At 63.4% G+C, this 13,462-nt stretch carries 13 protein-coding genes; 12 read left to right on the top strand and 1 reads right to left on the bottom strand.

Going from position 1 to position 13,462, the window contains the following annotated elements:
* Positions 1 to 10 precede the first annotated feature (10 nt).
* Entirely contained in the window at positions 11 to 1,159 is a 1,149-nt protein-coding gene (locus NKH17_RS09915; protein WP_352895614.1) for a Gfo/Idh/MocA family protein, read from the bottom strand.
* A gap of 179 nt (positions 1,160 to 1,338) precedes the next feature.
* Between NKH17_RS09915 and NKH17_RS09920 the strand changes: the two genes are divergently transcribed.
* The 12 genes from NKH17_RS09920 to NKH17_RS09975 all read left to right on the top strand — a co-directional run bounded on the left by NKH17_RS09920 (position 1,339) and on the right by NKH17_RS09975 (position 13,051).
* A complete protein-coding gene (locus tag NKH17_RS09920) occupies positions 1,339 to 2,139 on the top strand; it encodes a beta/alpha barrel domain-containing protein (RefSeq protein ID WP_254818671.1) in 801 nt (266 codons plus the stop codon).
* Positions 2,140 to 2,142: 3 nt separating this feature from the next.
* Positions 2,143 to 3,093: a PfkB family carbohydrate kinase gene (locus NKH17_RS09925; protein ID WP_352895616.1), complete on the top strand. Its 951-nt coding sequence runs from the start codon at positions 2,143 to 2,145 to the stop codon at positions 3,091 to 3,093.
* 89 nt (positions 3,094 to 3,182) lie between these two features.
* Positions 3,183 to 4,328, top strand: coding sequence for an ABC transporter ATP-binding protein (locus tag NKH17_RS09930; protein ID WP_352895618.1), 1,146 nt, complete (start codon positions 3,183 to 3,185; stop codon positions 4,326 to 4,328).
* A 120-nt stretch (positions 4,329 to 4,448) separates the two neighbouring features.
* On the top strand, positions 4,449 to 5,696 hold the full coding sequence (locus NKH17_RS09935; protein ID WP_254818570.1) for an ABC transporter substrate-binding protein: 1,248 nt from the start codon (positions 4,449 to 4,451) through the stop codon (positions 5,694 to 5,696).
* Positions 5,697 to 5,833: 137 nt separating this feature from the next.
* Positions 5,834 to 6,730 (top strand): carbohydrate ABC transporter permease, encoded by an 897-nt coding sequence (locus NKH17_RS09940; protein ID WP_352895620.1) that lies wholly within the window; start codon positions 5,834 to 5,836, stop codon positions 6,728 to 6,730.
* A 5-nt stretch (positions 6,731 to 6,735) separates the two neighbouring features.
* Positions 6,736 to 7,578, top strand: coding sequence for a carbohydrate ABC transporter permease (locus NKH17_RS09945; RefSeq protein WP_254818568.1), 843 nt, complete (start codon positions 6,736 to 6,738; stop codon positions 7,576 to 7,578).
* A gap of 187 nt (positions 7,579 to 7,765) precedes the next feature.
* Positions 7,766 to 8,587, top strand: a complete 822-nt coding sequence (locus NKH17_RS09950; protein WP_352895622.1) for a sugar phosphate isomerase/epimerase family protein — start codon at positions 7,766 to 7,768, stop codon at positions 8,585 to 8,587.
* A gap of 4 nt (positions 8,588 to 8,591) precedes the next feature.
* Positions 8,592 to 9,668, top strand: a complete 1,077-nt coding sequence (locus NKH17_RS09955; protein ID WP_352895624.1) for a Gfo/Idh/MocA family protein — start codon at positions 8,592 to 8,594, stop codon at positions 9,666 to 9,668.
* Positions 9,668 to 10,486 carry a sugar phosphate isomerase/epimerase family protein gene (locus tag NKH17_RS09960; protein ID WP_352895626.1) on the top strand — a complete coding sequence of 273 codons (819 nt, stop codon included), beginning with the start codon at positions 9,668 to 9,670 and terminating at the stop codon, positions 10,484 to 10,486. Before NKH17_RS09955 ends, NKH17_RS09960 begins: the two co-directional genes overlap by 1 nt.
* On the top strand, positions 10,486 to 11,313 hold the full coding sequence (locus NKH17_RS09965) for an alpha/beta fold hydrolase (protein ID WP_352895628.1): 828 nt from the start codon (positions 10,486 to 10,488) through the stop codon (positions 11,311 to 11,313). The genes NKH17_RS09960 and NKH17_RS09965 overlap by 1 nt, the downstream gene beginning before the upstream one ends.
* Complete coding sequence (locus NKH17_RS09970; protein ID WP_254818563.1) at positions 11,310 to 12,032, top strand: ribulose-phosphate 3-epimerase; 723 nt, start codon at positions 11,310 to 11,312, stop codon at positions 12,030 to 12,032. Before NKH17_RS09965 ends, NKH17_RS09970 begins: the two co-directional genes overlap by 4 nt.
* The gene (locus tag NKH17_RS09975; RefSeq protein ID WP_352688768.1) at positions 12,032 to 13,051 is read left to right on the top strand and encodes an ROK family protein; all 1,020 of its coding nucleotides are present in this window, start codon (positions 12,032 to 12,034) and stop codon (positions 13,049 to 13,051) included. Before NKH17_RS09970 ends, NKH17_RS09975 begins: the two co-directional genes overlap by 1 nt.
* Positions 13,052 to 13,462 lie beyond the last annotated feature (411 nt).

The following is a 13,462-nucleotide window of genomic DNA, read 5'->3' on the forward strand; positions in this document are numbered from 1 at the left end:
GGACCTCCCGTCAGGCCAGCAGGCTCGCCGCTTCGTCCTCGCCGAGCAGCGGCGGCTGGTCGACCGTGCCGTTGACGGCAACCGAGCCGCGGCTTTCGCCCGAGGCCAGGATGGCTTCCATGATCTCAAGTACATGCAGCGCCAATTCACCGGACGCGCGGGGCTTGCGTCCCTCGACCAACGCTCGCGCCAGATCGGCGACGCCGAGCATGCGGTAGTTGGCACGGTCGGGCGCCGCATAGGGCCAGTTGCGCGCGCCGTAGAGTTGGCTCTCACTCTCGTGATCTTTCCAGTCGGAGCCGCGCGCCGAGAGCGAAACGGTGCCGCCGAAGGTGTCGGGATCGGGCAGCCCCAGCGAGCCCTCGGTGCCGTGCAGTTCGATCGGATGGTTGGAGTGTTTGAAGACGTCCCAGGAGGCGCCGAAGGTGACCGTGGCGCCGGAGCGGAATTCGAGCAGCGACACGATGTTGGTCGGTGTGCCGACCTTGAAGGTGGTGTTCTTGTAAGGCCCGTCGGCGGTGATCAGACGCTCCTCCTGGCCGCGCGTCGCCATCGCCATGACGCGGGCGACCGGGCCCAGCAGGTTGACCAGCATGGTCAGATAGTAAGGACCCATGTCGAAGACGGGGCCACCGCCAGGCTGGTAGTAGAATTGCGGGTTGGGATGCCAGTGCTCCATGCCGCGCCCCATCATGAAAGCGGTGCCGGTCACGGCGCGGCCGATCGCGCCCTCATCTATCAGCCGGCGCGCCCGCCGTCCGGCGGCGCCGAGGAAGGTGTCGGGGGCCGACCCGAGCAGCAGCCCGCGCTTTGCCGCCTCGGCCACCAGCCGGCGGCCATCGGCGACGGACGTCGCCAGCGGCTTTTCGGTGAAGACGTGCTTGCCCGCTGAAAGCGCCGAAAGCGAAATGTCCAAATGCGCCGCCGGTATCGTCAAATTGAGGACAAGGTCGATGTCCGGATCGGCCAGCAGCGGGTCGACCCCGAGCGCGCGGATGCCATATTCCTTGGCACGGAGCGCCGCCATGTCGGCTGAAATGTCGGCACAGGCGCGCAACTCGACCCCGCCGAACAGGCCCGCATTGCGCAGATAGGTCATCGAGATGTTGCCGCATCCGATGATGCCGATGCCGAGCTTTGTCTTTGATGTCCCGTGCATTTCAGATCTACCTCCCCAAGCGGTCATGGCCTGGCTGCACCCTTGCGCCAGCAATGGATCACAGTCGAAAGCCGCTATACAACATTTTAATTCTTGACGCGCGTAAAATTTTTATAGAGCATATGAAAATGATGGCGCAGCAGGATTTTGAAAACAAACGATTGGGGAATTTTGAACTCATGAGCCTAGGAACCAAGGTGCGTCTTGCGCGCCTCTTTTCGCATCCATCGGGGAACCTTTTTGGCGGCGCGGTCGACCACTTCGTCGGTTATGGCGACGTGCGCAAAGGCGGACTTGCCGACCTGCCGGGTGCGCTTGCCCGCGTCATGGCGGGCAAACCCGACTACGTCAGCATCCAGCCTGGCACCGCGCGCCATCTGTGGCCGCAATATGCGGGCAAGGCTTCCCTGGTGATTCAGGCGGGCTGCTTCACTCCGGACGATCGCATCAGCGAGTTGATAGCAACACCCGAGGATGCGGTGCGCGCGGGGGCCGATGCGTTGGCCGTGGCCATTCCGGTGCGCGGCGCGACCGAGGGCAAATACATACGCTGGCTGACCGATTCGGTGAATGCAGCGGCCCGCTACGGCATGCCTGTGGTCGCGCATATCTACCCTCGCGATTTCACCGACGGGGCAACGATAGTCTTCACCCCCGACGAGATCGCCTACGCGGCGCGCATCGGCTACGAGTCCGGCGTCGACGTGATCAAGATCGGCTACACGGGCGATTTCGAGTCGTTCCGAGAGACCGTCCGGACCTGCCCGGTGCCGGTTGTGATCGCGGGTGGTCCGAAAACCGATACGCTGCTCGGCGCGCTTAAGCAGACGGCGGACGCCATCCGTGCCGGCGCACGCGGTGCCGTGGTAGGCCGCAATCTCTGGGGACATGGCGATCCGGAGAAGGCTGCGCTTGCCTTTCGGGGCGTCATCCATGACGGCCTTTCGGCGCAAGACGCCCTGGCGAAGGCGGGTGCCTGAACGATGCCCACCGTCCCTTCAATCCTCGGCTTCGGCGCTATTGCGATCGACGACATCGTCTATGTCGATCAGCCGTTGTCGGCGGGCAAGGGGAAGGTTCTGCATAGTACCCGGTCTTTCGGGGGAAATGTCGCGACGGCGCTAGCCGCCGTCGCGCGGCTCGGCGGAAGCGCCGGGTTCGTCGGATGGCTGGGCAGCGCCGCTGACGACGCCGTGCTGCGCGATCTCGTTGCGAGCGGTGTTGAAACCGAATTCGCGCCGCGCCACCCGGACGCGCGCCCGGTGCGCTCGCGCATTACCGTCGGCTCGGACGGGGAACGGTTCATCGCGTATGACGACGACGCGATGCTGGGCACCGCGTCGGACTTCCCGGACGAGGTCCTCAGCCGCGCGACTGTCCTGATCGTCGATAGCTACGCGATCCGGTCGCTGGATGTCGTTGCTCGGGCTCGCGATCTCGGCCTTGCGATCCTCGGCGATATCGAATGGAGCTGCGGCCCAGCCACGGAGCGGCTGATCGCGCTCTGCGACCATCTCATTCTTCCCCTCGGCTTTGGGCGGACTGCCACAGGGCGCCGATCGCCCGCCGAGATGCTCGATGCATTGTGGTCGCCGTCGCGGTCCGCCGTGGTTCTGACCGATGGCGACAGGGGCGTGTACTATCGCGGGCGTCAAGAGACAGGTCTCTGGCATCTGCCCCCGCACCGGGTTGTGGTCGTCGACTCGACCGGCGCGGGTGACTGCTTTCATGGCGCCTACGCGCATGCGTTGATGCGCGGAGCCGACACCGCAGGCCGGGTGGCATTCGCGGCCGCGGCGGCGGCCCTCTCGATAACGGGACGTGGCGGGCGCGAGGCGCTTCCGACCGACGACCAGGTCACGGAACTCCTGGCATCGACGAACGCGCCGTCAGCAGTCGAACTAAAAAATGCGTATGTCGAGACTGGAACGTAGCCTGAAACTATCCGAGGAAACATTTCGCCGGTGACCATAGGCCGAGGAAATTATAAGAATCATTGGCTTATGCTTGTGGAGGCAGGAAGATGGCAGAAGTCATTCTTGAGAAGATCTGCAAAACCTACGGGAACAATTTTCGCGCAATCGACCAATTGAACCTATCGGTCGAGGACGGCGAGTTCTTGATTCTCGTCGGGCCGTCCGGCTGCGGCAAATCCACCGCGTTGCGAATGATCGCGGGATTGGAGGACATCACCAGCGGCAGCCTTCGGATCGGCGGAGTCGACGTCGTCGACATGCCGCCCAAGGACCGCGACATCGCGATGGTCTTCCAGAGCTACGCGCTCTACCCGCACATGACGGTGTTCGAAAACATCGCCTTTTCGATGCGGCTGGCAGGCAAGCCGAAGGCCGAGCGCAAGAAGCGCGTCGACGAGATCGCCAAAACCCTTCAGTTGACGTCTTTGCTGGACAGCAAACCCGCGAACCTGTCAGGCGGACAGCGTCAACGGGTTGCCATGGGCCGCGCCATGGTGCGCGAGCCGGCCGCCTTTCTCATGGACGAACCGCTTTCCAACCTGGATGCAAAACTGCGCGTGCAAATGCGTGCCGAAATCACCAGCCTGCAAAAGCAACTCGGCGTCACGACCATATACGTGACCCACGACCAAATCGAAGCGATGACGATGGGCGACAGGGTCGCGGTGTTGAAAGGTGGCGTGCTGCAGCAGGTCGACACACCCAAGAGACTCTATGAATCGCCGGTGAACGCCTTCGTTGCCGGCTTCATCGGCTCTCCTTCGATGAACCTTTTCGAAGCGACCCTGAAGGGCAGCGAGCTCGTTTTTCGCGACTTCGCCATCCGGCTGCAGGATGCAGCCTTCGTACGCAGGCCGGGCTTGCGGTCCTATGCGGGGCGCAAGATCGTGTTCGGGATACGACCGGAGGATCTTTATGACAGCAGCCTCGAATCCGGCCGCAAGTATCAGACTATACCCGCAAAGGTGACTTCGATCGAAGAGCTCGGCTCTGAACATATCGTCCACCTGAACATCGACGCGGTCCGGGTGGACTCCGGCGATCCGGACGCGGTGGACGATTTTGGCCTGGCATCGAACGCGGTGGCGAGATTCGAGCCGGCCAGCGCCGTCCACTCCGGCTCGGAGATCCGGTTGGCCCTGGATGATTCCAAGTTCCATTTCTTCGATCCCGAGACGCATCTGGTGATCTGAAGATCTGCGGCAGACCGCAGGCGGGAGCGAGGCGCCTGCGAAAGATACTCGCAAGAAGGTTTCTGAATAAACCAGATGATCGTCCGCATTGTGCGGTCGATCTTGAAGAAGGAGGAGAAAATGATGTTTCGGATACAACCCGCGATGCTGAAGGTAGCCGCGGCCGCATGGTTGCTTGGCGCAACCAGCGCCATGGCGGACACGACGCTAGAATTCACCCAGTGGTGGGAGCCCGAATTGCCGGCCGGCTCGCTCAGGGCAATCATGAATGACTTCGAGGCTGCAAACCCCGGAATCAAGGTGACGCTGGTCAGCGGCCCCTATGCGACCACGCGAGACCAGATCTCGGTTGGTGCTGCAACTGGAACGCTTAGCGACGTCGTCGGTCTCGACGGCGCCTGGGTGAACAATCTGAACGCGCAGAATGCGCTGGCCGACATGAACCCGATGATGGATGCGAGCGGGTTCGACAAGACCCAGGTCGCGGATATCATCAAGGTGGACGGTAAGGCGGTGATGTTTCCCGTGGCTTCGTTCGTCTATCCGGTTTTCGTGAATTTGGACCTCGCCGCCCAGGCAGGCGTGACCAAGCTGCCGTCGACCCGCGCGGAGTTTCTCGAAGCCGCCAAGAAGATGACCCATGCCGACAATAACCAGTATGGCTGGGTGCTACCCCTGTCGCTGCAAACGCCGTCCGGTGTCCAGAACGACATGATGTCGTGGGTCTGGGCATCGGGTCAATCGATGATGGCGGACGGCAAGCCGGCTCTCGAGGGCAAGCCGGTGGTGGATATGCTCACCTTCGTCAAATCGCTGAACGACGCCGGCGTCATCTCGCCCGGCATCGCCACCAAGACCGAACAGGAAAAGGTCGAGGAATTCGTCAACGATCGGGTCGGGATGATGATCGACTCGCTTGCGCACGTGAACCTCATTCGCAAACGCAATCCCAAACTGAACTTCGATCTCATCCCGGTCCCGGTCGTGGAGAACTACAACGGCAAGCGCGGCCTTCCCTACGCCTCCTGGGGCATAGGCATCTCTGCCGCCTCGAAACATCAGGAGGAAGCCTGGAAGCTCGTCCAATATCTGATGGGTGAAAAGGTGAACGCCAAGCTCGTGTCGCTGGCAAACGCCTTCCCCGGCAACGTCAACGCCAAGCCCGATTTCGTGACCTCCGACAAGGCTTTCGGCAAGGCTTTCGAAATCTTCAAGACCGGTTATCTTGCCAATGAGTTCACAGGCCTGCCGGTGGCGGAAGACCTGATGACCCAGTTCGACGTGGAGGCCCAGAAGATGCTCACCGGCGAGCAGTCTCCGGAACAAGCCGCGGCCAACGCTCAAAAGGGCTGGATGGCGAAATTCTGATCGGCCTGTTTCCTCGTTTTCGATCCTCGACCGGAGGCCTGACTTCGGGCAGGCCTCCCGGCAACAACGGATCGGCAATGTGAGACGGACCTGTTTCCGAAGCCCCTTCTCTTGAAGGCGTATCCCAAGGTTGTCATATGACCCGGCAGAAGCGCTCTCGCCATAGACTGAAACGAGCGGTCGCACCCTATCTCTACCTGTCGCCCTCGCTCCTCATAATCGGCCTGCTGATGTTGCTGCCGATGGTGACGGTGATTGGCTATTCGTTCCAGAACAGCGCAGTGCTGCGTCGCGACCCGTCCTTTGCCGGACTGAAACACTACCAGGCGATCTTTAACGATCCCGTGTTCTGGGCTTCGCTGTGGCATACGCTCTACTTCACATGCATGAGTGTGGTTTTCCACATGACCATCGGCATGATCTTCGCGCTCATGCTGAACAGCGACCGCATCAATCCCACGCTGCGCAATATCCTGCGCGTGCTCTACATTCTGCCCTGGCTGTTCACCGCGGTGATTATCGCCGTGATCTGGCGCCTGCTGCTCGAGCCGAATGGTGTCGTTAACAGCGTTCTCATGCAGACGGGCATCATCGGTTCCAAAGTCGAGTGGTTTTCCTCGCCTGAGACCGCGCTGCACGCCGTCACCTTCGCCAATATCTGGGCGGGCTATCCGCTCTTCATGGTCAGCCTGCTCGCGGGTTTGCAGGGCATTCCCAAGGATTTCTACGAGGCCGCCGATATCGACGGGGCGAAGGCCTACCAGAAGCTGATCTTCATCACCATCCCGCAGCTGATGCCGATCATCATCAGCATCTCGCTGCTGGATTTCATCTGGACGATGCAGGTCTTTCCATTGATCTGGATAACGACGGGCGGCGGTCCGATCTACTCGACCGAGGTCCTCAGCACCTACACGTACAAGCTGGCGTTTTCGAGCTACAACCTGTCGCAGGCGTCTGCAAGCGCCGTGGTCATCCTGCTGATCTCTCTCGGCCTGACGCTGTTCTACATCCGCTATCAAAAGGCTCGGTAGTCACCATGAGGAAAAGGCACTCGCCGAAAGACAGGCTGATCACCGTCGCGCTCCATGTCGCGCTTGCCGCAGGGCTCTTTTTCGCGGCCTTCCCGATCTACTGGATGCTGAGCAGCTCGTTCAAGTCGAATACCGAAATCTTTGCCCTGCCACCAACCGTCCTGCCGAAGGCCTTCACGCTGGAAGCGTATGCGGCCATCCTTGGCGACCCGGTAAAGCTGCGCTTCTTCTTCAACAGCTACTTCGTGGCCGGAGCGGTGACAGTGTTGACGGTGCTGATCGCCTTGCTGGCGGCCTATGGGTTCAGCCGTTTCAATTTCCGCGGCAAGGGCAGCCTCAACACGCTCATCATCAGCACGCAGACGATCCCGCCGATCACGCTTTTGATCCCCTTCTTCGGGCTTGTCGTCTCGTATGGCATCTTCGACACCTACGTCGCACTGATCCTGACTTACCTGGTGTTTACGCTGCCCTACGCGATCCTGCTGATGACGGGATATCTGAACACCTTGCCCCGCGATCTCGATGAAGCGGTGGCTGTCGACGGCGGCAGCAGCTGGACGGCACTCTGGCGGGTGATCGTCCCGATTTCACTGCCTGGTATCGTGGCGACGTCGGTCTACACCTTCCTGTTGTGCTGGAACGAATTTCTGTTTGCGCTGACGCTGACGAAGTCAGCGTCCATGCGCACCGTCCCGATCGGCATCCAGCTGTTGATGGGGCAGCACGCCTTCGAATGGAACCAGATGATGGCGATGAGCGTGCTCGGCTCGCTACCGCTCTTGCTCATCTACCTCGTTGCCCAGAGATTCTTCCTCGCCGGCATGACCGCGGGCTCGGTCAAGTAGCATGTCCCTCCCACGGAGAACTGATGGAGTAGGCCGCGCATCGAAATCGATGGATTGGACCTTCTCTGCTGACAGCCGATATTGCCGCGGCCTCGGGCGTCGTCACAGCGCCGCTGATCGTGCCGATGCTGTTCTTACAGCGCCACATCATCGAAGGCCTACGCAGGTAGAATCAAGGAATGAAAGGATGAACGTGAAAGACCTCAAAGTCGGCTGCCAGACCTTCACCTGGGAAATGCTCGGAGACCGCTTTGCCGGCGGCCCCGACGACCTGCTCAAAGCGATCGCCGATGGCGGCTATGCCGGTATCGAGATCACCGACACGATGATCGGCCGCTATGCCGGCAAGCCGGCGGAGTTCGCTGCGGCGCTGAAGAGATCCGGCCTGACGCTGGTCTCCTTCGCCTTCGGTTCGGACAGCGGCTTCACACTCAAGGAGAAGATCGGCGCCGACCTCGAGACCGCCAAGCGCTGGATCGATTTCGCCGCCGCCTTTCCGGGCGCGATGGTGTCCATGGGCTCGGCCACCGTCGTGTCGGACGGTCCGCGCGACGACAAGTTCGCCATTGCGGCCGAGGTCTACAACAAGGCTGGTGAACTCGGCCGCAAGGCCGGCGTCCAGGTCGCGGTGCATCCGAGCTCGCACCACAACACGCTGCTCTACGATCGCGCCGATTACGACCGCATCTTCGGGCTGCTCGATGCCTCGCTGGTCGGCTGGGTGCCGGACACCGGCCACATCCTGCGCGGCCACAGGGACATGGCCGACACGCTCACCACCTATCGCAATCGCATCTGCTACGTGCACCTTAAGGATGTCGATGCGAGCGGCACCTGGGCGATGCTCGGCAAGGGCGTCTGCGACACGGCGAAGGTGATCGAGATCGCCAGTGCGGCACCCAACTTCAATGGCTGGCTGGTGCTGGAGGAAGAATCCGAGACCGCCGCCGCCGATCCGGCCGGCGCGGTCAAGACCAACCGCCAGACCATGCGCGGCTACGGAGCCTGAGACGATGATGCGCAAGAAAGACCGTCGCCTTCGTGTCGGTGTGCTCGGCTGCGGGCCGATCGCGCAGTTCGCGCATCTGGCGTCCTGCGTGAAGGCGAGCAATGCCGATCTCTACGCGATCTGCGACGCAGCACCCGATCTGCTCGCGCGTATGGGCGCGACCTACGAGGCGCAGAAGATGTATGGCGACTATGACGCGATGCTCGCCGACCCTGCGCTGGAAGCGGTGATCGTCGCCACCTCCGACGCCTATCACGTGCCGATGTCGATCAAGGCTCTGGAAGCCGGCAAGCACGTGCTGTGTGAAAAGCCGATCGGCGTCTCGGTCGAGGAAGGTGAAAAGCTGGCCGATGCGGTCAGGCGTTCCGGCAAGGTGCTGCAGGTCGGGCATATGAAGCGCTTCGATCCGGCGCTCGAGGCAGCGCGCGATTTCGTACGCGACGAGATGGGCGAGATCCTCGCGCTGAAGGCCTGGTACTGTGACTCAACCCATCGCTATACCAACACCGACGCGGTGCAGCCGCTGCCCGTCACCAGCAAGCTGGCGCGCAAGCCGGCCGGCAACCCGAAGGCGGATCCCAGACAGTATTTCATGCTGGCGCATGGCTCGCACCTCGTCGATACGGCGCGCTTCCTGTGCGGCGAGATCACCGCCGTGCGCGCCCGCCTCAACGAGAAATTCGGCGCTTATTGCTGGTTCGTCGAAACGGAGTTCGCCAATGGCGCGCTCGGCCATCTCGACCTCACCGTCGCCGTGCGCATGGACTGGCACGAGGGTTTTCAGCTCTATGGCGAGAACGGCTCGGTGGTCGCGAAGACCTTCAATCCCTGGTACTTCCGGGCGAGTGAAGTCGACATTTTCCACGAGAAGGACGCCACCTCGCGAAAGCCGCTCGGCGCTGACGGCCATTTCTTTCGACGCCAGCTCGAAGGCCTCGCTGAGACGGTGCTCGACGGCAAGCCGATGCGCGGCGCCAATGTCGACGACGGGCTCGCATCAATCCGCGCCATGGTGGCGATCGCGCGCTCGGTCGAAAGCAGCGAACGCGTCGAGGTCGCCAGCGTGACTGGAGCGGTCTGATGCAGATCGGGGTGTTCGCCAAGACCTTCCCGGGTAGCGAGCCTGCCGGCGTGCTGGCGTCTGTCCGTGACGCAGGTTTTGCGGTCACCCAATTCAATCTCGCCTGCGCCGGCCTGCCGTCGATGCCGGATGATGTTCCCGCAGGGGCGATCCGGGCAATCGATGCCGCAGTCGACAGCTCCGGCGTCGGTCTCGTGGCGCTGTCCGGCACCTACAACATGGCGCATCCGGACAAGCAGGTACGCGACGATGGCTTGCGCCGGCTGGCGGTGGTGATCGAAGCCGCCGCAAGGCTTTACACGCCACTCGTCACGCTCTGCACCGGAACGCGCAATCGTGACGACCAATGGGGGCACCATCCGGACAATGCCGATCCCTCGGCATGGACCGACATGGCGGTCGAGATGGAAAAGGCGCTCGAACTCGCCGAGCGTTACGGTGTCGATCTTGGCATCGAGCCTGAACAGGCCAACATCGTCACCTCCGCCCGTGACGCGATGCGGCTCATCGCCGAGATGGGTTCGAAGCGGCTGCGCATCGTGCTCGATCCGGCAAACCTGTTCGAACAGGCGGATGCCGCGCAGGCGCGCGCCATGGTTGCGGCTGCAGTCGAGCGCACGGCGAGCCATGTCGCCATGGCCCATGCCAAGGACCGTTTCGCCGACGGCCGCTTCGCCACCGCCGGGCAAGGCGTCGTCGACTTCGCCGACTTCATCGCCCGGCTGAAGGCAACAGGTTTCGACGGGCCGTTGGTGACGCATGGGCTTTCGGCCGGGGAAGCGCCCGGCGTCGCCCGTTTCCTCAAGGGGCTGCTGTGATGGCGCGCCCGACGATCCTGCTCCGCGATGGCGCCGCGCTTCGGGTTTCCGATACGGGCGACGGGCTGGCGGTCGTCTTCCAGCACGGGCTGGGTGGCGGCGAGGCGCAGGTTGCGCAGACCTTCCCCACCGGCTTTCGTCGCATCACGCTGGAATGCCGCGGCCATGGCGGCTCCGGCATTGGCGAGCGACGGCCATTTTCGTTCGAGATTTTCGCCGACGATGTGCTCGCGGCCGCCGACCAGGCCGGCCTCGACCGCTTCGTTGCCGGCGGCGTCTCGATGGGTGCCGCGATCGCGCTCCGCCTCGCCTGCCGCCATCCCGACCGCGTCGCCGCGCTGGTGCTGGTGCGGCCGGCGTGGACGTTCACGGCAGCACCGGTGAACATGCAGCCTATAACCGAGGTCGCCGAACTCATCCTCGACCGTGGCGCCGACAGGGCGCGGAGTATCTTCGCGCAATCCGAGACGGCGACGCGGCTTTACCGCGAGGCGCCCGACAACCTGTCCTCGCTGTTCGGCTATTTCGACCGATCGGACGCCCACACCTTTGCGCAGGTGCTCGCCAACATCGCCGCCGACGGGCCCGGGGTTTCCGAGCGCGACGCCGCCGCCCTGCGCATCCCGACGCTGGCCATTGGCAACGCCAGCGACGCGGTCCACCCGCTGTCGGCCGCCTATACGCTCGCCGCAGTCATCCCCAATGGGATCTTCGCCGAGATCACCCCCAAGGCGCTCGACAGCGCCAGGCATTTCACCGATTTAGACGCCGAGATCTCGGCCTTCCTTCACGCCCACTCGAACGTCCGGAGCCTCATTCCGTCATGATCAGCAAATCTCTCTCAGGCCCCGCCGCGATAGCCGCTCTGCCGCGCAACCGGCTGCTCGGCGAATTCTCGCTGTGGTCGGCCGATCTCGCCAATATGGAGCGCGACCTGAAGCGCATCGAGGCCCATGCCGATCTACATCACATTGACGTCGCCGACGCCCGCTTCACCCCCGGCTTCCTGTTCTTCCCGGATCTGGTGGCGCGCATCGCCAAGCTGACGGCGAAGCCGATCCATGTGCATCTGATGGTCGAGGCCGAAATCGTCGAGGCGCAGACGCGGCAGTTCATCGAGGCCGGCGCCGACCTCATCACCATCCATGCCGAGAATGGCGAGGCGGGCTTGCGCGCCGTCAAGCTGGCGCATGAGCTCGGCGCCGAGGCCGGGGTCGTGCTCAGGCTGGAGACGCCGGTCGCGGCAATCGTGCCTTTCCTGCCCGAGGTCACCTTCGTCACGCTTCTCGGCACCTCGATCGGCGTCAAGGGCCAGAGCCTGTCCGAGCAGGCCTGCCCGCGTCTCATCGAGGCGCGCGCGCTGATCAGGAAAGCCGGCCGCGAGGCCGACATCGTGCTCGCCGCCGATGGCGGCATCCGCCATGAGACGGTGCCGCTGCTGCGCGCCGCCGGCGCCGACACCGTGGTGCTGGGCTCGCTCGCCTTCGGTGACCCTGACCTTGCGCAACGCATCGCCTGGCTGCACGGGCTGAAAGCAGCCGCCTGATGAGCACGCTTGCGCTTGCCTTCGATCTCGGCGGCACGGAGCTGCGCGGCGCGCTGGTCGAGCGCGGTGGCGACGTCGTCGCCCGCGTCTCGGCGCCGACGCTTGCCGGCGCAGGATCGAAGGCGGTGATCGGCCAAATCATCACGCTAGCGGACACGTTGCTCAAGGAGCACCCACAAGCGAAAGTCACCGGTATCGGCATGTGTGCGCCCGGTCCGCTCGACCCCAAGGCGGGCATCGTCATCGGGCCGCCGACACTGGCCGGCTGGCACAATGTGCCGCTGATCGACATCCTCAGCCGGCAGTTCGGCCTACCGGTGCGGCTGGAGAACGACGCCAATGCGGCGGCGCTTGGCGAATGGCGCTTCGGCGCCGGCCGCGGCACCGGATCGCTGGTATTCGTGACCGTGTCGACCGGCATTGGCGGCGGCGTCATCGCCGACGGCCACGTCTATCACGGCAGACGCGGGCTGGCGGCCGAGATCGGCCACATGACCATCACCGGCGAAGGCGACCGCTGCTTCTGCGGCGCCGTCGGCTGCTTCGAGGCGGTCGCCTCCGGTACGGCGCTCGGACGCCGGGCGACACGGCTGACCGTGCCGGGCGACGGCTCGCTGCTCCGGCGGCTTTCCAACAATGGCGACGTCTCGGCGCGACACGTCGTGGAGGCCGCGCGGGCGGGTGATGTGGCGGCTCGCGGACTGGTCGAGGCCGAGGCGCAGTGGCTGGGCATCGGCTTCACCAACCTCCTGCATCTCTACTCGCCCGACCTGATCGTCATGGGCGGCGGCCTTTCCAACGGCTTCGACCTCTTGGCACCGACCATCAGGGCGACCATCGAGCAGCGCGCCATGCAAGCCTATCGCGACGTGCCGATCGTTCCGGCCGAACTTGGCGACCGGGCAGGCCTGGTCGGCGCGGCGAGCCTGATCCTATGGGAGGGCGAGCCCGGCACTGCGCTGGCGATGGTGCAGAACGACGAGACGACGACCGGCGCCAGGGAGGCAAGCCAAGGCTGAGCTCAAGCTGCGCGGCGCGCGCAAATCCCCTTGACGAGAGCGGTCAATCCCGCGTCTCGGCCGCGGCGGCGCTATGCTGACGCTCCTTAGGCCGCCCCATTGAACCGGACTCGGGATCACGAACTGCCTCCGTTAATGAATGAACGCTGTCCGTCTTACGGACATTTCATCGTCACCCCGGTGTGCTCAAGCGATACAGGCCATCGCCTGTCATTCAAGGGATTGTAGGCTTCGAAAAACAGTGAAGCTTCATCTGACTTGCATCCGCTTCGCTCAGGCTCAGCAGACGTCAACAGGTTCTTCACAATCTACGCTAAGAGCGAGGGCGTGTGGCTCAAGCCGGCTTGGCTCGAGGGCCGGAAGTGATCGCGGTGTTCGAGACCGAGCTGACGCGAAGCCCAACGTCGGCTA

It is taken from the genome of Mesorhizobium sp. M1334 (genome assembly GCF_040317995.1).
Lineage (GTDB): Bacteria > Pseudomonadota > Alphaproteobacteria > Rhizobiales > Rhizobiaceae > Mesorhizobium.

Bases quoted from the DNA above. Each gene is read 5' to 3' on its own strand.
- NKH17_RS09955 (WP_352895624.1), top strand. From the start codon at position 8,592: ATGATGCGCAAGAAAGACCGTCGCCTTCGTGTCGGTGTGCTCGGCTGC.
- NKH17_RS09930 (WP_352895618.1), top strand. From the start codon at position 3,183: ATGGCAGAAGTCATTCTTGAGAAGATCTGCAAAACCTACGGGAACAAT.
- NKH17_RS09945 (WP_254818568.1), top strand. From the start codon at position 6,736: ATGAGGAAAAGGCACTCGCCGAAAGACAGGCTGATCACCGTCGCGCTC.
- NKH17_RS09970 (WP_254818563.1), top strand. From the start codon at position 11,310: ATGATCAGCAAATCTCTCTCAGGCCCCGCCGCGATAGCCGCTCTGCCG.
- NKH17_RS09935 (WP_254818570.1), top strand. From the start codon at position 4,449: ATGATGTTTCGGATACAACCCGCGATGCTGAAGGTAGCCGCGGCCGCA.
- NKH17_RS09915 (WP_352895614.1), bottom strand. From the start codon at position 1,159: ATGCACGGGACATCAAAGACAAAGCTCGGCATCGGCATCATCGGATGC.
- NKH17_RS09950 (WP_352895622.1), top strand. From the start codon at position 7,766: ATGAACGTGAAAGACCTCAAAGTCGGCTGCCAGACCTTCACCTGGGAA.
- NKH17_RS09940 (WP_352895620.1), top strand. From the start codon at position 5,834: ATGACCCGGCAGAAGCGCTCTCGCCATAGACTGAAACGAGCGGTCGCA.
- NKH17_RS09975 (WP_352688768.1), top strand. From the start codon at position 12,032: ATGAGCACGCTTGCGCTTGCCTTCGATCTCGGCGGCACGGAGCTGCGC.
- NKH17_RS09925 (WP_352895616.1), top strand. From the start codon at position 2,143: ATGCCCACCGTCCCTTCAATCCTCGGCTTCGGCGCTATTGCGATCGAC.
- NKH17_RS09960 (WP_352895626.1), top strand. From the start codon at position 9,668: ATGCAGATCGGGGTGTTCGCCAAGACCTTCCCGGGTAGCGAGCCTGCC.
- NKH17_RS09965 (WP_352895628.1), top strand. From the start codon at position 10,486: ATGGCGCGCCCGACGATCCTGCTCCGCGATGGCGCCGCGCTTCGGGTT.
- NKH17_RS09920 (WP_254818671.1), top strand. From the start codon at position 1,339: ATGAGCCTAGGAACCAAGGTGCGTCTTGCGCGCCTCTTTTCGCATCCA.